The organism is Janthinobacterium sp. GW822-FHT07H11, assembly GCF_058798615.1.
Genome location: NZ_CM179507.1, coordinates 2,290,455 through 2,316,058 on the forward strand (window position 1 = coordinate 2,290,455; position 25,604 = coordinate 2,316,058).

Sequence of the window (25,604 nt, forward strand, 5' to 3'; positions counted from 1 at the left end):
GCATGCCAGTTTGAATGAATAGACCGCAGTAAACGGAGAGGTGGCAGAGTGGTCGAATGTACTTGACTCGAAATCAAGCGTACGTTAAATCGTACCGTGGGTTCGAATCCCACCCTCTCCGCCAGAATACATGAGAGAAGCTCCCCGAAAGGGAGCTTTTTTTATACCCGCAACGCCAAAAAACCACCAACGCATCAATGCCGGTAGAAAAAACCGCCCAAAGCGCGCAGCGCAAGGCGATTTTTCCTCCATTCAGGCCTTGAAAGCCAGCGCCCCCCACGAACCCAAGCTAGTGCACCAGCCGCGCCACCGCAAACGCCACACTCGACAGCGCAATCATCGTTCCCACGCACGACAGAATGATAGCCGACTTCGCCTCAGCCACATCGGACCTGGTCGCATAATTGGAGCGCACCACCGCCACGTCCACTTTCAAGTTACTGACATCCGTCTTTAGAACAGCAACATCCGCTTTTACGTCAGCCATATCTTTTGCCAATGTGGTGACTTGCTCGTCCATGACCAAATCCTCCATGCTTTTCATTTCATGCTCCTCGCTTTTTTCACCGCTGTCAAACAGTGTCCCGAGAGTATCGCCCATAGCCTTGCTATTCCTCGCCAAGTGTTGTGCCAGCGCTGTTGCGCGCTGCAGGTCGGCCATTCTCCCGCCAGCTTTGGTCCGAAGTTTGACGCTACTCCTCACCCTGGATTCCACCTTGACCCTGCTCAGCCTATGGTAATCTACCCCCTCCCATCCCGACCCCACCCATACAAGCAATGAGCCGATTCTGGAGCAACATCGTCAGCGAGCTGACCCCCTACGTCCCCGGCGAGCAGCCGAAACTGCCCAACCTGGTCAAACTCAACACCAACGAAAACCCCTACGGTCCGTCGCCGCAGGTGCTGGCCGCGCTGCACGCAGCCAGCAACGACAGCCTGCGCCTGTATCCCGATCCCACGGCCAGCGAACTGAAGCAAACCCTGGCCGCCTACCATGGCTTGAGCAGCGCACAAGTGTTCGTCGGCAACGGTTCCGACGAAGTGCTGGCGCTGGTCTTCATGGCCTTGCTCAAGCACGATGCGCCGCTGCTGTTCCCCGACATCAGCTACAGCTTCTATCCCGTGTATTGCAAGCTGTATGGCATCGATTACCGCACGGTCGCGCTCGACGAGGCCATGCGCATCCGCCCGCAAGACTACCAGGGGCCGTGCGGCGCCATCATCTTCCCCAATCCCAACGCGCCCACGGGCGTGGACTTGCCGCTGGCCGGCGTGGAAACCTTGCTGCGCGGCCATCCCGACGCCGTCGTGGTGGTCGATGAAGCGTACGTGGATTTCGGCGGCGAGAGCGCCGTGGCCCTGGTCGAGCGGTATCCGAACCTGCTGGTGGTGCAGACGTTCTCGAAATCGCGCTCGCTGGCCGGCTTGCGCGTCGGTTGCGCCTTCGGGCATGCAGACCTGATCGAGGCGCTGGAACGGGTGAAGAACAGTTTCAACTCGTATCCGCTGGACCGCCTGGCCCTGGCCGGCGCCGTCGCCTCGCTGCATGACGAAGCGTATTTCCAGCAGACGCGCCAGGCCGTCATCGCCAGCCGCGAACAGCTGGCGGCGGACCTGGCGGCGCTGGGCTTCGAGGTGCTGCCGTCGGTGGCCAACTTTGTCTTCGCCCGCCACCCGCAGCATGACGCGGCGCAACTGGCGGCCGGCTTGCGCGCCAGATCGGTGATCGTGCGCCATTTCAATGCCCCGCGCATCAGCCAGTATTTGCGTATCAGCATCGGTAATCCGGCGGAATGTGCGGCCCTGATGGCGGCGTTGCGCGAAGTGCTTTGATCTTGCGTAAGGTAATGCAACAATAATCGGATTCACACATCGACAGGACGGACAATATGGCAAAAGTGGCATTCATCGGTTTGGGCGTCATGGGTTTCCCCATGGCAGGCCACCTGGCGGCGGGCGGGCACGACGTCACCGTGTACAACCGCAACCCGGCCCGCGCGGCCGCCTGGCTGGAGCAGCACAAGGGCAGCAGCGCCGCCACGCCGGCCGCCGCCGCTGCGGGTGCCGAATTCGTCTTCACCTGCATCGGCAACGATAACGATCTGTATCAAGTGATCCTGGAAGAGGGCGGCTTGCTGTCCGCCATGGCGCCGGGCAGCATCCTGATCGACCATACGACGGCGTCCGCCGAAGCGGCGCGCACCATCCACGCGGCGGCGCAAGAGCAGGGCGTATTCTTCCTCGACGCGCCCGTGTCCGGCGGCCAGGCGGGCGCGGAAAACGGCAAGCTGACCGTGATGGCGGGCGGCGATGCAGAGGCGTATGCGCGGGCCGAGCCCGTCATCGCCCTGTTCGCGCGCGCCGTCACCTACATGGGAGAATCCGGTTCGGGCCAGCTGACGAAGATGGTCAACCAGATCTGCATCGCCGGTCTCGTGCAAGCCTTGAGCGAGGGCATTGCCTTTGCGGAAAATGCGGGCCTCGATGCGGCGCTGGTCGTCGACGTGATTTCGAAGGGCGCGGCGCAGTCGTGGCAGCTGGAAAACCGGGGCAAGACCATGATCGAGCGCAAGTTCGATTTCGGTTTCGCCGTCGACCTGATGCGCAAGGACCTGGGCATCTGCCTGGCCGAAGCCAAGCGCAACGGCAGCGACTTGCCCGTGACAACCTTGACGGACCAGTTCTATGGCGAAGTGCAGCAGGCGGGCGGCAACCGTTACGACACCTCCAGCCTGATCACCCGCTTGAACAAAAAGTAACCGTTTAACTCATCAGCAAATAGCGGCGCGTCCCTGCCCAGGGCCGCGCCGCTCGTCGTTTACGGGCGTGAGAAATAAAAAACGTCAGTTTCCGGAACATCTGGTTTCGATTTTCATGGAAAAGCATGGACTTCGCTAACTCATCGTGTATTATTAAAAAACGAGATGAAATGTCCCAATTTTTAAAACATTATGAGCGGACCAGCATGAAAACTAACTCCTCAGCGATAACACGCGTTGTCGACAAGAACATCCCCTATTTGTCTTCCGCCGTCGCCATCTGGCGGCCCCGCACCGTGCTGCGCAGCTGGCCCGGCGTGGCCATCGCGCTGGTGATCGCCCTGTCGGCCACCTTTATTTCCAGCAATTACGGCGGCCCCCAGCTGCTGTATGCGCTGTTCTTCGGCCTGGCCTTCCACTTCCTCGCGTCCGACCCCACCTGCAAGCCCGGCATCGAGTTTTGCAGCAAGGTGCTGCTGCGCACGGGCGTGGCCCTGCTGGGCGCGCGCATCACCTTCAACCAGATCGCCTCGGTCGGCGTGACGCCCTTATTGATCGTCGTGGGCGGCCTGATCGCCACGCTGGGCTTCGGCTACCTGCTGGCCAAATGGCTGAAACGTCCGATCACGGAAGGTATTCTGTCGGGCGGCTCGGTGGCCATCTGCGGCGCCTCGGCCGCGCTGGCCATTTCGGCCGTGCTGCCGCAAACCAAGGAAAACGAAAAGTTCACCCTGCTGACGGTGGTGGGCGTGACCTCGCTGTCGACCCTGGCCATGATCGTCTACCCGCTGCTGGTCAAGCTGCTGGGCTTTGACCCGACGGAAGCGGGCGTGTTCATCGGCGGCACCATCCATGACGTGGCGCAAGTGGTGGGCGCGGGCTATCTGGTCAGCAACCATACGGGTGACGTGGCCACCTTCGTGAAACTGACGCGCGTCGCCTGCCTCGTGCCCGTCGTGCTGGGCCTGTCGATCATGTTCAAGCGCAAGGACGGCAAGAGCGAAGTCGATGCGCCGCCGCTCGTGCCCTTCTTCCTGATCGGCTTTGTCTGGCTCGTCATTACCAACAGCCTGGGCCTGATTCCGCAGGAAGTGAATGGCTGGATCAACAATGCCTCGCGTGCCTGTCTCGTCATCGCCATTGCCGCCTTGGGCGTGAAAACCTCGTTCCAGTCGCTGGCCTCGCTGGGCTGGCGTCCCGTGATCATGCTGGTGATGGAAACGGTGTGGATCGCCGCCTTTGTCGCCATCGCCGTGCTGTTGACGCGCTGAGCGCTGGCCATTCGCCATGAAGATCCTTGTCCTCGGCGCCGGCGTGGTCGGCACGGCATCGGCCTGGTATTTGCGCCAGGCGGGCCACGACGTGCGCGTGCTCGAGCGCCAGGCGGGCGCCGCGCAGGAAACCAGTTTCGGCAACGGCGGGCAGATTTCCGTCTCGCATGCGGAACCGTGGGCCAATCCCGCCACCCTGCGCAAGGTCGTGAGCTGGCTGGGCAAGGACGACGCGCCGCTGCTGTTCCGTCCCCGCCTGGACCCGCTGCAATGGCAGTGGGCCTTGCATTACCTGCGCGAATGCCTGCCGACGCGGGTGGCGCGCAATATGCGCCAGATCGTCGCCCTGGCCGAGTACAGCCGCCAGAGCCTGCAAGCCTTGCGCCGCGAGACGGGCATCGCCTACGATCACCTCGAGCGCGGTATTTTGCATTTCTATACGGACGAGCAGGAGTTTGATAAATCGCAAGCGGGCGCCGCGCTCCTGCGTGAACTGGGCTGCCCGCGCAACACCGTCAGCGCCGACGAAGTGATACGGCTGGAACCGGCCCTGGCCCATGCTCGCCGGCACATCGTCGGCGGCGATTTTACGGCCAGCGACGAGTCGGGTGACGTGCATCTGTTTACCACGGCCCTGGCCGCGCGCGCCGCCAGGGCCGGCGTGGATTTTTGCTTTGGCACGACCGTGACGCGCTTGCTGGAAGATGGTGCACATGGCGCACGCATCACGGGCGTGGAATGCATCGATGCGCAGGGGCGCCACCGCCTCGAGCACGCGGATGCCGTGGTGGTGGCCATGGGCAGCTTTTCCGCGCCGCTGCTGCAGCCGCTGGGCATCCGCTTGATGCTGTATCCGGGCAAGGGGTATTCCGCCACCTATCCGATTCTCGATTCCGCCAGTGCGCCCAGCGTGTCGCTGACGGACGACGGCCACAAGCTGGTGTTTTCGCGCCTGGGCGAGCGTCTGCGCGTGGCGGGCACGTGCGAACTGAACGGTTATACGCGGGAACTCAACCCCGTGCGCTGCGCCGCCATCACGCGCCGCGTGCAGGCCTTGTTTCCCCATGCCTGCGATTACAGCGACCCCGTCTACTGGGCCGGCTTGCGTCCGCTCACGCCCTCGAATGTGCCGTATATTGGTGCCACGCGCTACCGCCAGCTCTTCCTTAACACGGGCCACGGCACCCTGGGCTGGACCATGGGCTGCGGCGCGGGCAGGGCGATCGCCGACCTGGTGTCGGGACGGCGGCCCGATGTCGATTTTGCGTTTTGCGGCGAAGCCCCCCGGCACGAGGCCGCTTTGGTTCAACTTAGGAGAGCACCACGATGAGAGATGACGCCATCCCCAGCCAACCACCCGGCGGCCTGACCCTGGCCGGCACCACCTACCGGTCGCGCCTGCTGGTGGGCACCGGCAAATACAAGGATTTCGAGGAAACGCGCCTCGCCATCGAGGAGAGCGGCGCCGAGATCGTCACTGTGACCATCCGCAGGGTCAACATTGGCCAGGAGAAGGGCGAGCCGAACCTGCTCGACTTCATTCCGCCGTCGAAGTACACGATCCTGCCCAACACGGGGGGCTGCTACAACGCGCGCGACGCCGTCTATACCCTGCAACTGGCGCGCGAGCTGCTGGGTGGCCACCAGCTATGCAAGCTGGAAGTGCTCGGCGATGAAAAGACCCTGTTCCCGAACATGCCGGAAACGCTGAAGGCGGCGGAACAGCTGGTGCGCGACGGCTTCCAGGTGATGGTGTATTGCAGTGACGACCCCATCCAGGCGCGCATGCTGGAAGACCTCGGCTGCATCGCCGTCATGCCGCTGGCGTCATTGATCGGCTCGGGCATGGGCATACTCAATCCATGGAATCTGTCGCTGATCATCGAGCAAGCCCGCGTGCCCGTGCTGGTCGACGCCGGCGTGGGCACGGCATCGGACGCGGCCATCGCCATGGAACTCGGCTGCGACGGCATCTTGATGAATACCGCCATCGCGGCGGCGCGCGAGCCGATCCGCATGGCGCGCGCCATGAAACTGGCAGTGCAGGGCGGACGCGAGGCCTATCTGGCCGGGCGCATGCCCCGGAGAGCAGGCGTCATGAGCGCTTCGCCCTCGTCGCCGATGGCCGGGCTGATCGCCTGAGCGGCCGCATTGACCCGCAGTTCGCAGCACCGTTGTTGATTCTTGTTTGAAGTACCCATAAAAACCACAATACCTGGAGATGACATGAAACACACACTCGTAGCGGCAGCAATTTTCGCCACATTCTTCGCCGGCGGCGCCAGCGCCCAGTCGTCCGTCACCGTGTACGGCTTGCTCGACGCGGGCCTGACGTCCGAGCACGGCGGCGCGGACGGTTCCGTCACCAAGCTGGCCACCGGCGTGCAGTCGGGCAGCCGCATCGGCTTCAAGGGCACGGAAGACCTGGGCAATAACTTGAAAGCCAATTTCCTGCTGGAAAATGGCCTCGACCTCGATACCGGTGCGTACCGCCAGGGTGCGCTGTTCGGGCGCAAGGCCTACGTGGGGCTGTCCGGCGACTTCGGCACCGTGAACCTGGGCTTGCAGCACAACCCGCTGTTTACGGCGCTGGACAATATCGACCCCTTCGAGACGGGCCTGACGGGCGCTTCGCTCAACCTGATGAGCGTGGCCAGCCTGCGCACGAAAAACGCCATCATGTACGAGACGCCGAAGGTGAAGGGCTTGTCGGCCGCTGTCATGGTTGGCCTGGGCGAGAAGCCGGACAGCGCCAGCCTGGGCCGCACCATCGACTTTTCCATCGACTACGCCAACGGCCCGCTGGTGCTGACCCTGGCCCACGACAAGCGCAAGGACAGCGAGTTGAACACGGCGAAAGTCACCTTGCTCGGCGGCACCTACGACTTCGGCCCCGCCAAGCTGCACGCCGCGTATGAAACGGACAAGGATGATATCGGCACGGATTTCCGCGACTACATGCTGGGCGTATCGGCCCCCGTGGGCGCGGCGGGCAGTGTGATGGCCTCCTACATCCGCAAGGATGACCGCACGAATGCGCGCCGCGGCGGGCGCCAGCTGGCCATCGGCTACACGTACGCCTTGTCCAAGCGCACCAATCTGTACACCTCGTACGGGCGCATCAACAACGATGGCGCGGGCAGCAACTTCGTCGGTGATGCATCGAGCGGCGGCAGCGTGCCCTTGCCTGGCCATAACTCGAGCGCCTTCACGGCGGGCATGCGCCTGAAGTTCTAAGGCGTAGCGCAGCAGGTATCGATGGCGGCTTGTCTGTTGCGGATAAGCCGCCATTGTTGTTTCAGGGGCGGTGTACATGCACGGATTCCGGATTCAGGAATGAAACAGTCCGATTTTTCATGAATTTTGATTGACAGCACAATTCGCAACCGTTAAATTGAGCATGTATTTCAAATATCGGAACAAAATATACCGATTTTTCATAAAACCGTAAGGAGACTGAGCCATGACCGATTTGTCCGACCAAAAAGCCGCCGCCGCTGCCGCTACCGCAGCAACCCCGGTAGGCCCGCAAAAGATGACGCCGTCCGAAGCGTTCGTGGAAACCCTGGCCGCCAATGGCGTGACCGACATGTTCGGCATCATGGGCTCGGCCTTCATGGACCCGATGGATATCTTTGCCCCGGCCGGCATCCGCCTGATTCCCGTCGTGCACGAGCAGGGCGCCGGCCACATGGCCGACGGCTATGCCCGCGTCTCGGGCCGTCACGGCGTCGTCATCGGCCAGAACGGCCCCGGCATCAGCAATTGCGTCACGGCGATTGCCGCCGCCTACTGGGCGCACACCCCGGTCGTCATCATCACGCCGGAGACGGGCACCATGAGCATGGGCCTGGGCGGCTTCCAGGAAGCGAACCAGTTGCCGATGTTCGAGGAATTCACGAAATACCAGGGTCACGTGACCAATCCGGCCCGCATGGCGGAATTTACGGGCCGCTGCTTCGACCGCGCCATGTCGGAAATGGGGCCTACGCAGCTGAACATTCCGCGCGATTACTTCTATGGCGAAATCAAGGCCGAAATCCCGAAACCGAGCCGCCTGGACCGCGGTGCCGGCGGCGAGCAAAGCCTCGACGATGCGGCCGAGCTCTTGGCCAAGGCCAAGTTCCCCGTGATCATCTCGGGCGGCGGCGTCGTCATGGGCGAAGCGATCGAGGAATGCAAGGCCCTGGCCGAGCGCCTCGGCGCGCCCGTCGTCAACAGCTATCTGCACAACGACTCGTTTCCCGCCAGCCACCCGCTGTGGTGCGGTCCGCTCGGCTATCAAGGCTCGAAGGCGGCCATGAAACTGATCGCCCAGGCCGACGTCGTCGTGGCCCTGGGTTCGCGTTTGGGACCGTTCGGCACCCTGCCGCAGCACGGCATGGATTACTGGCCGAAAAATGCCAAGATCATCCAGATCGACGCGGACAACAAGATGCTCGGTTTGGTGAAAAAGATTTCGGTCGGCATCTGCGGCGACGCCAAGGCGGCCGCCAAGGCGATTCTGGCCCGCCTGGACGGCAAGACGCTGGACTGCGACGCCACGCGCGGCGCGCGCAAGGCCACCATCGAGGCGGAAAAAGCCGCGTGGGAAGACGAACTGGACAACTGGACGCACGAGAAGGATGCGTACAGCCTGGACATGATCGAAGAGCAAAAGAAGGAGCCGGGCAATTATCTGCACCCGCGCCAGGTCTTGCGCGAGCTGGAAAAAGCCATGCCGGAAGATGTGATGGTGTCGACCGACATCGGCAACATCAACTCGGTGGCCAATAGTTACTTGCGCTTTGAAAAGCCGCGCAGTTTCTTTGCGGCTATGAGCTTTGGCAACTGCGGCTATGCGTTTCCGACGATTATCGGTGCGAAAGTGGCTGCACCGCACCGTCCGGCCGTGTCGTATGCGGGCGACGGCGCCTGGGGCATGAGCTTGATGGAAACGATGACTTGCGTGCGCCACAACATTCCCGTGACGGCCGTGGTGTTCCACAACCGCCAGTGGGGCGCGGAAAAGAAAAACCAGGTCGATTTCTACAACCGCCGTTTTGTTGCCGGCGAGCTCGACAACCAGAGCTTCGCGGAAATTGCGCGGGCCATGGGCGCCGAAGGCATCACGGTCGACAAGCTGGAAGACGTGGGTCCGGCCTTGAAAAAGGCAATCGACATGCAGATGAATGAAGGCAAGACCACCATCATCGAAATCATGTGCACGCGCGAGCTGGGCGACCCGTTCCGCCGCGATGCGCTGAGTAAACCAATCCGTCATCTGGACAAGTACAAAGACTACGTCTGATTTGCTGCTGGAGTGTTGGATTACGCCTTTCAGGCTAATCCAACCTACCCAACCTACGCGTGGTGCTGGCGTAGGTCGGATTAGCCGGGCAAAGCCTGGCGTAATCCGACACCACCCGGGCAGTAACCAGGCCCGGCTTCATCCGACACCACCCTGACCGATCCTTGTATGACCCCGGCTTGCCGGGTTTTATGTGCCGGAATCATCTGCATGCTTCCATGGTTCCGGCACTTTTTTTACCGAATTGGAGTCCCCATGAAAGCCCTGCACCGCATCATCGAACAAGCCCGTGCCGTGCCGAAACATATCGTGTTGTGCGAGGGCGGCGATGCGCGCGTGCTGCAGGCGGCGGCGCGGGCGGCACGCGAAGGCCTGGCGCACATCACCCTCGTCGGCCAGCCGGCCGCCATCCTGGCCCTGGCGCGCGAACATGCGCTGGACCTCGATGCCGTGCGCCTGGTCGACCCTGCCACGTCCAGCGAATCGGAACACTATGCCCAGCAATTGTTTGTGCTGCGTCAAGCCAAGGGCATGACGGTGGAGCAGGCGCGCATCGCCGTGCAAGACCCGCTGTGCTACGCCAACCTGATGGTGCGCCTGGGCGACGCGGACGGCTGCGTGGCGGGCGCCGTGCACACGACGGCCGACGTGGTGCGCAGCGCCATCCAGATCATCGGCGTCGACCCGGCCTTCAAGCTGGTGTCGAGCTTTTTCCTGATGATGCTGTGCGAACCGTTCCACAGCCTGAAGGGCGGATTCATCTTTTCCGACTGCGCCCTGGTCGTCGATCCGAAGGCCGAGGAATTGGCCGACATCGCCATGGCCGCCGCCGACAGCGCGCAAGCCTTGCTGATGGAAGAGCCCAGGGTCGCCATGCTGTCGTTTTCCACCAGCGGCAGCGCCCACCACGCGGCCGTCGACAAGGTGCATGCGGCCACGGACCGGGTCAAGGCCCAGCGGCCCAAGCTGGCCATCGATGGCGACGTGCAGCTCGATGCGGCCATCGTGGCCGAGATTTCGCAGAGAAAAGTCAAGGATTCCGTCGTCAACGGCCGCGCGAATGTGCTGGTATTTCCGAACCTGGACGCGGGCAATATCGGCTACAAGCTGGCCGAGCGCATGGGCGGCGCCGTCGCCATCGGTCCCTTGCTGCAAGGCTTGAACAAGCCGGCCAACGACTTGTCGCGCGGCTGCAGCGCGATTGACGTGTACAACGTGATTGCCGTGACGGCCGTGCAGGCCCAGGGTGGGCGCTGAGTTGTTCAGTCTGCCCGTGCTGGCGCTGCTGGGCGTGGTGGCGGCCGGCACGTATTTCCAGACCGTCACGGGCTTTGGCCTGGGCATGATCGTCATGGGCGTGGCCAGCGGCCTGGGCCTGGCGCCCGTGCCCGCGCTGGCGGCCCTGGTCAGCTTGCTGTCGCTGGCCAATTGCCTCGTGGCCTTGCCGGGCGCCTTGCACCACCTGGACTGGCGCGCCATCCGCGCCGCCAGCATCGGCTTGCTGCCGGCCATGGCGGCCGGCGTGTTGCTGTTGGGATATCTGGACCAGGCGTATGCGCCTTTGCTGAAGCTGTTGCTGGGCGCGGCCATCGTGTATGGCGGCATCAGCATCCTGCTGCAGGCGCCGCCGGGACCGGGCGCGGCCGACAAGCGCAGCTTTTTCATCAGCGGCGTGTGCGGCGGCCTGTTTTCGGGCCTGTTTTCGCTGGCCGGCCCGCCGCTCGTGTACCAGTTTTACCGCCAGGAAATGAGTTTGACTACCATACGCTACAGCCTGATCTTTTTGTTCGCCATCAGCGCGGGCGGACGTTCGCTGATGGCGGGCAGCCAGGGCCAGCTGGACGCGAACGTGTTATTTTTGTGCGCGCTGGCCTTGCCCGTGGGCGTGCTGGCCACCGTGGCCGGCAAGCGCTACCCGCCGCCGATCGCCCAGCGCGGCATGCGCCGCATCGCGTTTGCCGTGCTGACCCTGATCGGCCTGTCGCTGATGGCGGCGGCCGTGCCGCGCTTGCTGGCCTAGTGGGGCAGGCTCAGGGACGTACGGCGGCGCTGGCGAAAAAGCGGTAGCCGACGTTGCGCGCCGTATTGATCGGCAGCGACAGCCCGGTGGCCTGCTCGGTCTTGCGGCGCAAGCGGCGGATCTGCGTGTCGAGGCGGCGCTGGTCGTAGTCGAGGAAGTCCTCGCCCAGCGACTGGACGATCTGCTGGCGGCTGACGATGCGTTCCGGTTCCGCCATCAGCACCTGCAGCACGATGGCATCCTGCTGCGACAGCGCGATGGCGCTGCAACCGGGCGGCAACAGACGGCGCGGTCCCAGTTCGAGTATCCAGCTTGGCGCGCTGGCCGGTTCGCCCAGGCGGCGGCGCAAGCTGTTCAAGGTCGCCGCCAGTTCATCGAGATCGGTATGTTTCGGCAGATAGTAGTCGGCGCCGCCAGTGAGCCCGCTGACCTTGTCCTGCTTGGCGCTGCGCGCGGTAAAGACGACAATGCCGAGCTGCGGGTCCTGGACGCGCAGCGCGCGCACCAGTTCCATGCCATCGCCATCGGGCAGGCCCAGGTCGATGATGGCAATGCGGTGTCGCGCAGGCGCGTAACAGGCATGAAAGCCGGCCAGGTCGGCGACGGCGCTGACGCGATAGCCGCAGTCGCCGAGAAATTCAGTCAGTTCTTGCCGCAGGACGGCTTCATCTTCAAGCAGGATAAGGTTCAGCATGGCGCAAGGATAACCGATCACCCAGATGGCGTGTAGGCGGCTTGTCGATGCCTTGATCTGCCTGTGATAAGCTGCGCCGCCATGACTATCCTGCTTGCCATTTTTTTCTTCTTTTCCAGTATCTGCCCGTTGTCCGCATGGGCCGTGCCGGCCCCGGCGCCGCTGGTGCTGCCGGAAAGCGCGCAAGCGGTGTCCGCCAGCGGTCACATGCTGATGTTGCGCGACCCGGGCGGTACGCTGGGTCCGGGCGCGGTGCTGGCCGCACCCGGCTGGCGTGCGCTGCCGGGCGCCGTCAGTGCCGGCTACACGGACGATGCCGTATGGCTGCGGCTGGACCTGGCGCGCGCCGCGCATGCGCCCGACGAGTGGGTGTTGCGTTTCAGTAACGCCGTGCTCGACGACGTGCGCCTGTACCGGCAGGATGTTGCGGGGCACTGGACCCTGCAGGCGGCCGGGGCGGACGTGGCACGCGGTGCCTGGCCTGTCGATGCGCGCCAGGTGGTGTTTCCATTTCGCCTGCAGGACGGCGCGACCGAACGCTGGCTGGTGCGCTTGCACAGCAAGAAAGCCATGTCGACCGAGCTGACCCTGTGGCCGCGCGCGGCGTTCGATGCATCCTCGCGCCGCGAGTACCTGTATTACGGCTTGCAGTTCGGCAGCTACCTGCTGCTGATCCTGTTTCACGTGTTCTTCTGGCGCATGACGCGCGAAGCCCACAGCGGCTGGTACTTGCTGTATGTGCTGACGAATGCGACTACCGAGGCCTTGACGATCGCCATCCCGCAGCAAATCTTCAGCATGCCGAACTGGCTGTCCGACCCGATGCTGGGCGTGTCGATGGCCATGTCCATCGCCATCGGCGCCCGCTTTTCCACCTTGCAGCTGGAGTTGCCAGCCTTGTTGCCCCGCTTCAGCCGTGGCGTTGTCGGCGTCACCGCCGCCGCCGCGTTGACGGGGGCGGTGCTGGTATTGCGCGGCAATTACGCGGCCGGCGTGCTCGTGGTGCAGGGGGCGGCCTTGCCGCTGATCGTGCTGTTCATCGTGCTGGCCGCCTGGCTGGCATGGCGCGGCCACCGCCCGGCGCGCGCCTTCCTGTTGATCTTCGGCATCTTTTACGCGGGCGTACTGGTCAGCTTCCTGCGCAACATGGCCGTGCTGCCGCCGAATTTCTGGACCAACCATGCGGCCACCCTGGGCGCCTTTGTCCACATGATGCTGATGAGCTTGCGGCTCAACCGGCGCTATGCGGAATTGCGCCGCGCCAAGGACCTGGCGCAGGCCGAAGCCGTGCGGGCCGTGCGCGCGCTCAATGAAAGGCTGGAAGGGCTGGTGGCGCTGCGCACGGAAGCGCTGCAACAGGAAATCGGCCGGCGCGCGGCGCTGGAAACGGACCTGCGCGCGGCGCTGGCGGTGGAAACGCGCACGCGCGAAGAGCAGCAGGATTTCGTCGCCATGGTGTCGCATGAATTCCATACGCCGCTGGCCATCATCAATACGACGGCCCAGCAGATTGCCCGCAATCCCGGCGCCGCCTGGGACAAGACCCTGCAGCGCTGCCAGAACCTGCGCGAAGCGAGCGGCCGCATGACGGCGCTTGTGGATGAGTACCTGAGCGCCGACCGCATGGAAACGAGCGCCGCCACCTTCCGTCCCCAGTCTTGCGACCCGCGCTGGCTGCTCGAGGCGGTGCTGGCCGAATGGCCGGAGGGCAGGGTGGAAGCGAGCTGGCCCGTCTTGCCGGCGCGCCTGCAGTGCGACCCGGGTCTGCTGCGGGTGGCCTTGCGCAACCTGCTCAGCAATGCGGACCGGCATGCGCCGCAGGTGCTGGCCATACGCGTGCATGCCGCGCCGGATGGCGACGGCGGCCTGTGTATCACCGTCAGCAACCCCGGCGATCCCTTGCCCGCCGATGAGATTCCGCGCCTGTTCCAGAAGTATTTCCGTGGCCGCATCGCCCAGCACAAGCCCGGCGCGGGACTGGGCCTGTATCTGGTGCAGCGCATCGCGGCACTGCATGGCGGCAAGGTCACGCTCGACAGTGCCGGTGGGGATGGTGTTGTCAGTTTTTCATTGCACATACCTGCCTAGGACGTCCGATATTCCAGACTGAATCAGTCGGGAATTGCTCAGGTTTGCTCACTTATAAATCCTGAATCTTTGTTACATTTTCCCAAAGGAAATTTTTGTAGCTTTTTGCCACATATGTGTAGCGAAAGGAAACAGAGACGGGAGCGCCGCCATCGCCGTGCGCCAGCGGTATCGGCTGGGGCCGATGCGCTCCCTGGATAACATTGACAAGGATAGAGAGCATGCATCGCCACGGATCACTGAATCACATTTACCGGCTCGTCTGGAGCCATGTCCTGAACGCCTGGGTCGCCGTTGCCGAGACGTCGCGCGGGCGCGGCAAGGGCGGGCGCCGCAAGCTGGCCGCCGCTGCCGCCGCCATGGCGGCGCTGGCGCTGGGCGGACCTGCCTGCGCCGGACCCACGGGCGGGCAGGTGGTGGCCGGCACGGCGACCATCACGCAGTCGGGCGCCACGACGACGGTCCGGCAGGCGAGCGAGCAGGCGTCGCTGAACTGGGCCAGCTTCAATGTGGGCAGCAAGGAAAGCGTCAATTTCGTCCAGCCGTCGTCGCAGGCGCTGGCGGTCAACCGCATTCTCGACAGCAATGGCTCGCAGATACTCGGGCGTATCAATGCCAACGGCCAGGTGTATCTGATTAACCCGAACGGCATCCTGTTCGGCCGCACGGCCCAGGTCAATGTGGGCGGCCTCGTCGCCTCGACCCTGGATGTCGATAATGCCAGCCTGGGCGGCAACAAGCATGTCTTCAACGGCAAGGGCGCAGGCAGCATCGTCAATGAAGGCAGCATCCGCGCGGCCGACGGCGGTTACGTGGCCCTGGTTTCCGCCCGCATCAGCAACAGCGGCAGCATCGCGGCGCGCGCGGGCAGCGTGCTGATGGGCGCCGGCAGCCAGGTCGTGCTGGACCTGGGCGGCCCCGTCAAGCTGCAGGTGACGCAGGGCGCGCTCGATACCCTGATCGAGAATGGCGGCGCCATCCGTGCCGACGGCGGCCAGGTCTACCTGACGGCCAAGGCGGCCGGCCAGCTGGCTTCCAGCGTCATCAACAATACGGGCGTGATCGAGGCGCATACGCTGGGCACGGGTGAAAAAGGCCAGATCGTGCTGCTCGGCGACATGCAGCGGGGCAGTGTCCATGTGGCCGGCGTGCTCGACGCCAGCGCGCCGCAGGGCGGCGACGGCGGTTTCATCGAAACGAGCGCCAACCATGTCGCTATTGACGCCGCGCAAGTCACCACGGCCGCGCCGCGCGGCAAGACCGGCACCTGGCTGATCGATCCGAACGACTTCACGGTGGCGGCCAGCGGCGGCAACATGACGGGGGCGGCCGTGTCCAGCGCCCTGGCCAGCAACAATTTCGCCATCATGACGACTAGCATGGGGACGACGGGCGGCAATGGCGACATCCACGTGAACGACGCCATCAGCTGGTCGGCCAACAAGCTGACCTTGACTGCCGAGCGCAATATCAACATCAATGCCAACCTGAACGCGACGGGCTCGGCCTCGCTGGCTTACCGGTACGGGCAGGCTACGGCCGATGGCGCGGGCAGCGGCTACAATGTGGCGGCCGGCGTGGCCGTCAACATTCCTGCCGCCAGTGCCTTTACCTGGCAAAAGGGCAGTGCTGGCGCAGTGAAGAACCTGGTGCTGGATAACGGCAAGGTACGCTTTGGCTCTGGCCAGGAAGACTCCTTCACCAGCGACGGCCTGCTCAAGACGCCATTTTATTTCGACAACACTACCCCCGGCCGCAACGGCTGGTTCCAGCTGACCCGTGGCCGGCCCTTCGACTTTGCCGTGGCCGCTGGCGGCAATGGCGGCAGCGCCTGGAATAACACTGGACAGGTCCTGACCACCGACCGCTTTAACGGTGGCTTCCCTGGCATGGACGACAATTTCCCCGGCATGCCTACGAGCGGCAGTTATTCCTCGGCGCTGAGCAACCGTACGCTGAACATCGCCGGCTACCGGGAAGGCCTGGGGACGGTCGTGACGACGGGGACGCTCAATTTCAGCAGCTTGAATCAGTCGGCCAGCATCGCGCACACCTATGTCTTGAAGGCAGGTGATGCCTTCGTCAACATGGATAGCCGGCTGACCAATTTGAGCAACGCGCCGCTGACGAATGTCCGCATGTGGCTGGGCACGGGCGATGATTTTATCGGCACTTCGGATCGCAATTTCAAGATCAAGGGCAACATCGTTTCGGGTGCGTTTGCCCAGTTGACCGATAGCAATACCGCGTCGAATGCCATCATGGTGACGGAAACCAATAGCACTACCAGCGGCTCGGCCGTGCTGTTCTATTCCACGACGGCTGGCGTGGATACCGTGCACAGCAATTGCTGCTTCTTTTCCAATGCCGTCAACCAGAACCCGCGCGGCGCATCCGTCGCTTCCGGCCAGACGGACGGCAGCTACGCCATGTTCCTGCGCGCAGCCGACCTGGCGCCGGGCCAGTCCGGCGGTCTGTCCGTCTACTATGCGGCGGCGCCCGTCGCGCAATTGAAGGACGCCATCGTTTCCGTCGACAATGCCGCCGGCAACGCCTCCAAGCCCGTGTATGTCCGCTTGACGCCAGGCAGCAGCATGTATGGCGACTTGCCCGTCTTTAACTATGCGCTGTACGATGCGCTGAGCGGCGGCACGCTGATTAGCGATGCCGGCGCGAGCGGCACGGTTTCCTGGCTGGGCGCGCCGACGGCGACGTCTTCGGCTGGCGTCTACACGATCAGCTACAACACTGGCCTGGTGCTGGGCAAGACGGGCTATACCCTGACGCCGGGCGGCCCTGTTTACTGGACGGTGACGCCGCGCCCGCTGAACGTGGCCGTGACGAAAACCTACGATGGCAGCAGCACCTTCAATTCGGGCTTCGTCCTGTCTGGCTTGGTCAATGGCGACAGCGCGCCTACGGTCGCCGGTTCGGCCACTGTCGGCAGCCGAAATGCCGGCCGCTACAGCAGTTTCGATTCCAGCACCTTGAGCCTGTCCAGCAGCAATTATGTGCTGAACGCCAGCGGCGTCAGCGCCAGCATCGACCCGCGTCCCATCATGGTGGCCGCCGATGCGAAGAGCAAGGTGTATGGCAACGTCGATCCTGGCCTGACGTATCAAGTGACCCAGGGCAACCTGGTGGCGGGCGACAGCCTGAACGGCGTGCTGCGCCGCGCGGCAGGTGAAAATGTCGGCAGCTATACGATCGACGCGTCGGCACTGGCCAACGGCAATTATGTTGTCACGGCGCAAAACGGCAGCCTGAGCATTGATGCGCGCCCGATCACGGTGACGGCGGACGCGAAGAGCAAGGTCTACGGCAACGTCGATCCTGGCCTCACGTATCAGGTGACAAAAGGTGCGCTGGTGGAGGGCGATAGCCTGAACGGCGTGCTGCGCCGCGTGGCCGGCGAGAACGTCGGCAGCTACACGATCGACGCGTCGGCACTGGCCAACGGCAATTACATTGTCACGGCGCAAAACGGCAGCCTGAGCATCGCTGCGCGTCCGATCACGGTGACGGCGGATGCGAAGAGCAAGGTGTATGGCAATGTCGATCCGGGCCTCACGTATCAAGTGACCCAGGGCAACCTGGTGGCGGGCGACAGCCTGTCCGGCGTGCTGCGCCGCACGGCCGGTGAGAATGTCGGCAGCTACACGATCGATGCTTCCGCGCTGGCCAACGGCAATTACATTGTGACCGCGCAAAACGGCGCCCTGAGCATCGCTGCGCGCCCGATCACGGTGACGGCTGATGCGAAAAGCAAGGTGTATGGCAACGTCGATCCGGGCCTGACGTATCAGGTGACAAAAGGGGCGCTGGTGGAGGGCGACAGCCTGAACGGCGTGCTGCGCCGCGCGGCCGGCGAGAATGTCGGCAGCTATACGATCGACGCGTCGGCCCTGGCCAACGGCAATTATGTTGTCACGGCGCAAAACGGCGCCTTGAGCATCGCTGCGCGTCCGATCACGGTGACGGCGGACGCGAAGAGCAAGGTGTATGGCAACGTCGATCCTGGCCTCACGTATCAAGTGACCCAGGGTAACCTCGTCGCGGGCGACAGCCTGGGCGGCGTGCTGCGCCGCGCGGCCGGTGAAAACGTCGGCAGCTACACGATTGACGCGTCGGCGCTGGCCAACGGCAATTATGTTGTCACGGCACAAAACGGCAGCCTGAGCATTGATGCGCGCCCGATCACGGTGACGGCCGATGCGAAGAGCAAGGTGTATGGCAATGTCGATCCGGGCCTCACGTATCAAGTGACCCAGGGCAACCTGGTGGCGGGCGACAGCCTGGGCGGCGTGCTGCGCCGCACGGCAGGTGAAAATGTCGGCAGCTACACGATTGACGCGTCGGCCCTGGCCAACGGCAATTATGTTGTCACGGCGCAAAACGGCGCCTTGACGATCGATGCGCGCCCGATCACGGTGACGGCGGATGCGAAGAGCAAGGTGTATGGCAATGTCGATCCGGGCCTCACGTATCAAGTGACCCAGGGTAACCTCGTCGCGGGCGATAGCCTGAACGGCGTGCTGCGCCGCGCGGCCGGTGAAAATGTCGGCAGCTATACGATCGACGCGTCGGCCCTGGCCAATGGCAATTATGTTGTCACGGCGCAAAACGGCGCTTTGACGATCGATGCGCGTCCGATCACGGTGACGGCTGATGCGAAGAGCAAGGTGTATGGCAATGTCGATCCGGGCTTCACGTATCAGGTGACAAAAGGTGCGCTGGTGGAGGGCGACAGCCTGAACGGCGTGCTGCGCCGCGCGGCAGGTGAAAACGTCGGCAGCTACACGATCGACGCGTCGGCGCTGGCCAATGGCAATTATGTTGTCACGGCGCAAAACGGCAGCCTGAGCATTGCTGCGCGTCCGATCACGGTGACGGCGGACGCGAAGAGCAAGGTGTATGGCAATGTCGATCCTGGCCTGACGTATCAAGTGACCCAGGGCAACCTCGTCGCGGGCGATAGCCTGTCCGGCGTGCTGCGCCGCGCGGCTGGCGAAAACGTCGGCAGCTATACGATCGACGCGTCGGCACTGGCCAACGGCAATTATGTTGTCACGGCGCAAAACGGCGCCCTGAGCATCGCTGCGCGTCCGATCACGGTGACGGCCGATGCGAAAAGCAAGGTGTATGGCAACGTCGATCCTGGCCTCACGTATCAAGTGAGCCAGGGCAACCTCGTCGCGGGCGACAGCCTGAGCGGCGTGCTGCGCCGCGCGGCCGGTGAAAACGTCGGCAGCTACACGATCGATGCGTCGGCCTTGGCCAATGGCAATTATGTTGTGACTGCGCAAAACGGCAGCCTGAGCATTGATGCGCGCCCGATCACGGTGACGGCCGATGCGAAGAGCAAGGTGTATGGCAATGTCGATCCTGGCCTGACGTATCAGGTCACGCAAGGCAATCTGGTGGCAGGCGACAGCCTGTCCGGCGTGCTGCGCCGCGCGGCCGGTGAAAACGTCGGCAGCTACACGATTGACGCGTCGGCCCTGGCCAACGGCAATTATGTTGTCACGGCGCAAAACGGCGCCCTGAGCATCGCGGCGCGTCCGATCACGGTGACGGCCGACGCGAAGAGCAAGGTGTATGGCAATGTCGATCCTGGCCTCACGTATCAGGTCACGCAAGGCAATCTGGTGGAAGGCGATAGCCTGGGCGGCGTGCTGCGCCGCACGGCCGGTGAGAACGTCGGCAGCTACACGATCGACGCGTCGGCACTGGCCAACGGCAATTACATTGTCACGGCGCAAAACGGCGCCCTGAGCATCGCTGCGCGCCCGATCACGGTGACGGCCGATGCGAAGAGCAAGGTGTATGGCAACGTCGATCCGGGCCTCACGTATCAAGTGACCCAGGGTAACCTCGTCGCGGGCGACAGCCTGGGCGGCGTGCTGCGCCGCGCGGCTGGCGAAAACGTCGGCAGCTATACGATCGACGCGTCGGCACTGGCCAACGGCAATTACATTGTGACCGCGCAAAACGGCGCCCTGAGCATCGCTGCGCGCCCGATCACGGTGACGGCGGATGCGAAGAGCAAGGTGTATGGCAATGTCGATCCGGGCCTGACGTATCAGGTGACAAAAGGTGCGCTGGTGGAAGGCGATAGCCTGTCCGGCGTGCTGCGCCGCGCGGCCGGTGAGAATGTCGGCAGCTACACGATCGACGCTTCCGCACTGGCCAACGGCAACTACATTGTCACGGCGCAAAACGGCAGCCTGAGCATCGCTGCGCGCCCGATCACGGTGACGGCGGACGCGAAGAGCAAGGTCTACGGCAACGTCGATCCGGGCCTCACGTATCAAGTGACCCAGGGCAACCTCGTCGCGGGCGACAGCTTGTCCGGCGTGCTGCGCCGCGCGGCCGGTGAAAACGTCGGCAGCTATACGATCGACGCGTCGGCACTGGCCAACGGCAATTACATTGTCACGGCGCAAAACGGCGCCCTGAGCATCGCTGCGCGCCCGATCACGGTGACGGCGGACGCGAAAAGCAAGGTGTATGGCAATGTCGATCCTGGCCTCACGTATCAAGTGACCCAGGGCAACCTGGTGGCGGGCGATAGCCTGGGCGGCGTGCTGCGCCGCGCGGCCGGTGAAAACGTCGGCAGCTACACGATCGACGCGTCGGCACTGGCCAACGGCAATTACATTGTCACGGCGCAAAACGGCAGCCTGAGCATCGATGCGCGCCCGATCACGGTGACGGCGGACGCGAAGAGCAAGGTCTACGGCAACGTCGATCCGGGCCTCACGTATCAAGTGACCCAGGGCAACCTTGTCGCGGGCGATAGCCTGTCCGGCGTGCTGCGCCGCGCGGCCGGTGAGAATGTCGGCAGCTACACGATCGACGCGTCGGCCCTGGCCAACGGCAACTATGTTGTCACGGCGCAAAACGGCAGCCTGAGCATCGATGCCGATCCCGGATTGGAAAATGCGATACGCCTGGCGCGGCGCCAGGTCACCACGGGCACCAATGATGTGGCGGCGGGCACGGCGGCAAACGCCGGCGCACTGGCCGTGCCGGGTGTCGCGGCGTATGACGCTCCCGGCAACGCTGGCGTACCCAATGGCGGCGGCAGCCTGATCGGTGGACTGGTCCTGGTGCCGGTGGCTGACGCGGCGCACGCCGCGCCAGCACCGGGAGCCGGCACGCCTGGCTTTACGCGCATCTTTGTCGTCAACGGCGGCATTAATGTGCTTGCTGCTGCCCCGGTAGCCGGAGGCGTGGCGCAATGATGGTATTGATTCAAACTAGAAAAACACTTATGAAAAAACAACAACCTCCACAGCGCACGGCTGCGGCCATGGCACTGGGATTTGCTTTATTGCATGTGGCACCGCTTGCGCAGGCACAAGTTCCTCCTGACGCTGGCCAGACCCTGCAGCAGCTCCAGCCGCCCGTCGCGGCGCCGCGTGAAAGCCAGCCCTTGAAAATCCAGGTGCCGCACGATGCGCTTGCCGTGGCGCCTGGCGGTCCAAGCGTGGTATTGCGTTCGATCAAGGTCGCCGGCAATTCCATCTTCGGCGAGGAAACGCTGCGCGCGGCGCTGGGCGACGTCACGGGCCAGACGTTCGACCTGGCAGGCTTGCGCGGCCTGGCCGAGCGCCTCACGGATTTTTACCAGGCCAGCGGCTACCCGTTTGCCCGTGCCATCCTGCCGCCGCAAGACCTTGACCAGGGGGCTTTGCGCATCGACATCATCGAGGGACGTTATGGCGTGGTGCAGGCCGAGGGCGACGATGGCGCGCTGGCGCGGCGGGCGACGGCCTTCCTCGATGGCTTGCGTCCGGGCAGCGTGATCGCCAGCGGTTCGCTGGAGCGGGCCGCCCTGCTGCTCGATGATTTACCGGGCATCGAGTCCACCGCCACCGTGCGTCCCGGCGCGCAGGCGGGAACGGGCGACCTGATCGTCCAGGTCGCGCGCGGGCAGCGCGTGCGCGGCGATATCGGCCTGGACAATGCCGGCAGCCGCTACACGGGCAAAAACCGCGTGCGCGCGAATGTCGACATCAACAGTCCTTTCTTGCTGGGCGACCAGATCACCGTGCGGGCACTGCTCAGCGAGGAAGAGTTGTGGCTGGGTTCGCTTGGCTACAGCCTGCCCCTGGGTGCGTCCGGCTTGCGCGGCAATGTCGGCTACTCGCATACCAGCTATGTGCTGGCGAAGGAGTTTGCCAGCCTGCATGCCAACGGGACGGCCAAGGTGGCCAGCGCCGGGCTCAGCTATCCCATCCTGCGCTCGCAGCGGGCCAACCTGACCCTGGTCGCCACCTATCAGTCCAAGGACTTGCAGGATAACCGCGACAGCACGCAGACCTATGAAAGCAAGTCCAGCCGGACCATGCCGCTGGCCCTGCAATTCGATTACCGCGATGGCTACGACGGCATGACCTACGGCAGCGTGAGCTGGACGCCGGGCAGGCTGAAGCTCGATGCGGCCTTGACGGCCGTCGATTACTACGCGACCAAGGGCAGCTTCCATAAGGTCAACCTCGACGTGGTGCGCCTGCAATCCCTGCCCGCCGGCTTGAGCCTGATGGCCCGCCTGAGCTGGCAGCAGGCAGACAAGAACCTGGACTCGTCCGAGAAACTGAGCCTGGGCGGCGCCAGCGGCGTGCGCGCCTATCCATCGGGCGAAGCGACGGGCGACGAAGGCGGCCTGGCGCAGCTGGAACTGCGCTATGGCGCCGGTGCCTACACCCCCTATGCGTTCATGGATGCGGGGCGCATCACGGTCAACGCCAAGCCGGCCCCGGCCAGCAATAACCGGCGCAGCCTGCGCGGCAGCGGCCTGGGCTTGCGCTACCAGCGGCAGGCCTGGAGTGCGGACCTGGCCCTGGCCTGGCGCACCACAGGTGGCCGTCCGTTGTCGGAAACGAACAGCGACCCCACGCCGCGCGTCTGGCTCAACCTCGAGTACCGCTTCTAAGCGGGACGCTGCAAGGCGCACGATAGAAACGAGCGCCTTGCAAAACAATCACACTTGCCTTATATTCGCGGTTCTTTCTCGAACCTCTTCCTTATTGGAGCCAAAAGTGCCTCGCTTCTTCGCCATCACCTGCTAACGCTGACGAAATGCTCTCTGCAGCATCGTTCGGCGCGTTGACGCCCCCGATTGCTGCGGCACTGTTTTTGCTCCCTCCGCACACGTATCCAGGACCACTGTCCTGATCGTCCACGCCCGAACACGTCGTCAGCACCCCTGACCCTGTATGGACACGCCCCGGTGAACGCGGCGTGGGACGCTATGTTTTTACAATCTTTACCTTTATTCAAATACCCGCGCACGCCGCACCTGGAAGGCTCGCGCCTGCAGGACGGCGACGACGGCTCGGACCAGATGCCCCTGAAAAAGCTGGCCGGCCAGTACGTCGTCATCGAGGAAAAAATCGATGGCGCCAACTCCGCCGTGTCGTTCAGCGATGCGGGCGAGGTGCTGCTGCAGTCGCGCGGCCATTACCTGGCGGGCGGCGGCAGCGAACGCCAGTTCAACCTGTTGAAACCGTGGGCGCACGCGCATGAACACGCCTTGCTGGCCTTGCTGGAAGACCAGTTTGTGCTGTTTGGCGAATGGTCCTACAGCAAGCATTCCGTGTTTTATGACCGGTTGCCCCATTATTTCAACGAGTTCGACGTGTATTGCCGGCGCAGCCAGATGTTTCTGTCCACAGCGCGCCGCCACGCCATGCTGGCCGGTTCGCCCGTCCTGTCGGTGCCCGTGCTGTATGCGGGCCTGATGCCCGCCTCGCCGAAGCAGCTGTGGCAGCTGTTGCGTCATTCGCTGGCCAAGTCCCGGCTGTGGCGCGACGCCTTTGAAAACGTGGTGGCGCGCGAACGCCTGCCGCTGGACCTGTGCTGGAAGCAGACGGACAAGTCCGACCACGCGGAAGGCCTGTACCTGAAAGTGGAAGACGACGAGCAGGTGCTGGCCCGCTACAAGCTGGTGCGCCATGACTTTACGCAAACCATCCTCGACAGCGGCTCGCACCACAGCGCGCGGCCATTGATCCCGAACCAGCTGGCCGACGGCGTCGACCTGTACGCGCCGCAGCCCCTCGTCACGTGGGAGAGCCTGGGTTTACACACCTGCAGCTCGCTCGACGAACTGGCAGCTTACTCAAGGAGTACAAAATGATGAACTGGAAAACCCTGCAGCAACTGGTGCCGCCAGCGGGCCAGTCGCCCGATTTCAACGCCTGCCTGGCCGCTTTCCCGCAGCTGGAACTGGCCAAGACGACGCCGCAAAACCCCGTGTATCACGCGGAAGGCGACGTGTGGACGCATACCATGATGGTGGTCGAATCCCTGCTGGGCATGCCTGGATATCAGCAAGCCACGCGCGCGGAGCAGGAAATCGTGTTCCTGGCCGCCTTGCTGCACGACGTGGCCAAGTGCAGCACCACGGTGATCGACCCGGTGACGGGCGCCATCGGCCAGCCCGGCCACTCGCGCAAGGGCGCGCTCGATGCGCGCATCGCCCTGTGGGATTGCGATGTGCCATTTGCCGTGCGCGAAGAAATCTGCCGTTTGATTAACGTGCATCAAGTGCCGTTCTTTGCGCTGGAACAATCGCGGCGCGGCGTCACGCCCGAGTTCACCGTGCGCGAACTGTCGTGGCAGGTCGATATCCGCCTGCTGGCCATGCTGGCCGAGGCCGATATCCGCGGCCGCATCTGTCCCGATCCGCAGCGCATTCTCGACGCGATCGAGCTGTTCCGGGAACTGGCGCGCGAGGAGGGCTGCTATGGCCAGCGCAGGGTTTTTGTCGACGAGCACACGCGCGTCAAATACTTTCGCGGCGCCGAGGCGCATCCCGACTATGCCCTGTTCCAGGAGCCGGGTTCGCACGTGATCGTCATGTCGGGCCTGCCCGCGTCGGGCAAGAATACCTGGGTGGACAAGCACCATCCGCGCCTGCCCGTCGTGTCGTTTGACGATGCGCGGACAGCCTTGGGCTTGAAGCACGGCAAGAACGAGGGGCAGGTGGGCGACTATGCGGAAGAGCGCGCGCGCGAACTGTTGCGCCGTGGCGAGCCGTTCGTGTGGAACGCCACGCACTTGTCGCGGCTGATGCGCGAAAAGACGCTGAACCTGCTGTATAAATACCATGCGCAGGTGGAGCTCGTGTACCTGGAGCAGACGCGTAAGGAATTACTCAGGCGCAACGGCCAGCGCGACACCTCGCTCAGCAACAAGAAGCTGCAATCGATGCTGTGGAACTGGGAAATCCCGTTGCCGACGGAAGCCCATGCCGTGCGTTATTGCGTCGATTGAGGCATGCGCTTTTTCACGCATGCATCAGCAATCAAAATAATAACGTTTATTTTTAAAATTGCAACAAATTGAGTATATTGCGACTCTTTCGTTTATTACAATGAATTGCCTGGTTGGCTGAATCGCCGGGCTGTGGCGCGAGGGCAATACCCTCGCGTTTCCTCCGTGAATCACTGCGTGATCCACTCGTCCTCAT

The 25,604-nt window shown here is 63.6% G+C and carries 16 protein-coding genes and 1 tRNA gene; 15 read left to right on the forward strand and 2 right to left on the reverse strand.

All coding sequences use genetic code 11. From position 1 onward, the window contains the following. Positions 1–34 precede the first annotated feature (34 nt). Positions 35–124, forward strand: a tRNA-Ser gene (locus AC3RCJ_RS10355). 165 nt (positions 125–289) lie between these two features. On the opposite strand, the gene AC3RCJ_RS10360 is transcribed toward AC3RCJ_RS10355, so the two are convergent. After that, positions 290–661, reverse strand: coding sequence for a hypothetical protein (locus AC3RCJ_RS10360; RefSeq protein ID WP_492963264.1), 372 nt, complete (start codon positions 659–661; stop codon positions 290–292). Between the two features lie 116 nt (positions 662–777). On the opposite strand from AC3RCJ_RS10360, the gene hisC reads away from it, so the two are divergent. The 9 genes from hisC (at position 778) to AC3RCJ_RS10405 (ending at position 11,340) form a co-directional block, all read left to right on the forward strand. After that, positions 778–1,833: a histidinol-phosphate transaminase gene (hisC, locus tag AC3RCJ_RS10365; RefSeq protein ID WP_492963262.1), complete on the forward strand. Its 1,056-nt coding sequence runs from the start codon at positions 778–780 to the stop codon at positions 1,831–1,833. Positions 1,834–1,889: 56 nt separating this feature from the next. Further along, positions 1,890–2,759, forward strand: coding sequence for an NAD(P)-dependent oxidoreductase (locus AC3RCJ_RS10370; RefSeq protein WP_492963260.1), 870 nt, complete (start codon positions 1,890–1,892; stop codon positions 2,757–2,759). Positions 2,760–2,965: 206 nt separating this feature from the next. Then, positions 2,966–4,030: a YeiH family protein gene (locus AC3RCJ_RS10375; protein WP_492963258.1), complete on the forward strand. Its 1,065-nt coding sequence runs from the start codon at positions 2,966–2,968 to the stop codon at positions 4,028–4,030. 16 nt (positions 4,031–4,046) lie between these two features. Then, on the forward strand, positions 4,047–5,360 hold the full coding sequence (locus AC3RCJ_RS10380; RefSeq protein WP_492963256.1) for a D-amino acid dehydrogenase: 1,314 nt from the start codon (positions 4,047–4,049) through the stop codon (positions 5,358–5,360). Next, positions 5,357–6,172, forward strand: a complete 816-nt coding sequence (locus AC3RCJ_RS10385; RefSeq protein WP_492963254.1) for a thiazole synthase — start codon at positions 5,357–5,359, stop codon at positions 6,170–6,172. The genes AC3RCJ_RS10380 and AC3RCJ_RS10385 overlap by 4 nt, the downstream gene beginning before the upstream one ends. Before the next feature lie 84 nt (positions 6,173–6,256). After that, positions 6,257–7,267, forward strand: coding sequence for a porin (locus AC3RCJ_RS10390; protein WP_492963252.1), 1,011 nt, complete (start codon positions 6,257–6,259; stop codon positions 7,265–7,267). 226 nt (positions 7,268–7,493) lie between these two features. After that, positions 7,494–9,320 carry a sulfoacetaldehyde acetyltransferase gene (xsc, locus tag AC3RCJ_RS10395; protein ID WP_492963250.1) on the forward strand — a complete coding sequence of 609 codons (1,827 nt, stop codon included), beginning with the start codon at positions 7,494–7,496 and terminating at the stop codon, positions 9,318–9,320. Positions 9,321–9,575: 255 nt separating this feature from the next. Continuing rightward, positions 9,576–10,577 carry a phosphate acetyltransferase gene (gene pta, locus AC3RCJ_RS10400; RefSeq protein WP_492963248.1) on the forward strand — a complete coding sequence of 334 codons (1,002 nt, stop codon included), beginning with the start codon at positions 9,576–9,578 and terminating at the stop codon, positions 10,575–10,577. Position 10,578: 1 nt separating this feature from the next. Continuing rightward, positions 10,579–11,340: a TSUP family transporter gene (locus AC3RCJ_RS10405; protein WP_492963246.1), complete on the forward strand. Its 762-nt coding sequence runs from the start codon at positions 10,579–10,581 to the stop codon at positions 11,338–11,340. 10 nt (positions 11,341–11,350) lie between these two features. Here the strand turns inward: AC3RCJ_RS10405 and AC3RCJ_RS10410 are convergent, their stop codons facing one another. Then, a complete protein-coding gene (locus AC3RCJ_RS10410; protein ID WP_492963244.1) occupies positions 11,351–12,034 on the reverse strand; it encodes a response regulator transcription factor in 684 nt (227 codons plus the stop codon). An 81-nt stretch (positions 12,035–12,115) separates the two neighbouring features. On the opposite strand from AC3RCJ_RS10410, the gene AC3RCJ_RS10415 reads away from it, so the two are divergent. From AC3RCJ_RS10415 to AC3RCJ_RS10435, 5 genes are all read left to right on the forward strand, one after another. Next, complete coding sequence (locus tag AC3RCJ_RS10415; RefSeq protein ID WP_492963242.1) at positions 12,116–14,122, forward strand: sensor histidine kinase; 2,007 nt, start codon at positions 12,116–12,118, stop codon at positions 14,120–14,122. 221 nt (positions 14,123–14,343) lie between these two features. Beyond that, positions 14,344–21,369, forward strand: coding sequence for an MBG domain-containing protein (locus AC3RCJ_RS10420; protein ID WP_492965483.1), 7,026 nt, complete (start codon positions 14,344–14,346; stop codon positions 21,367–21,369). 29 nt (positions 21,370–21,398) lie between these two features. Beyond that, positions 21,399–23,063, forward strand: a complete 1,665-nt coding sequence (locus AC3RCJ_RS10425) for a ShlB/FhaC/HecB family hemolysin secretion/activation protein (RefSeq protein ID WP_492964834.1) — start codon at positions 21,399–21,401, stop codon at positions 23,061–23,063. Between the two features lie 318 nt (positions 23,064–23,381). Then, positions 23,382–24,269, forward strand: coding sequence for an RNA ligase family protein (locus AC3RCJ_RS10430; RefSeq protein ID WP_492964833.1), 888 nt, complete (start codon positions 23,382–23,384; stop codon positions 24,267–24,269). Further along, positions 24,269–25,408 carry an AAA family ATPase gene (locus tag AC3RCJ_RS10435; protein WP_492964838.1) on the forward strand — a complete coding sequence of 380 codons (1,140 nt, stop codon included), beginning with the start codon at positions 24,269–24,271 and terminating at the stop codon, positions 25,406–25,408. The genes AC3RCJ_RS10430 and AC3RCJ_RS10435 overlap by 1 nt, the downstream gene beginning before the upstream one ends. Positions 25,409–25,604: the final 196 nt, after the last annotated feature.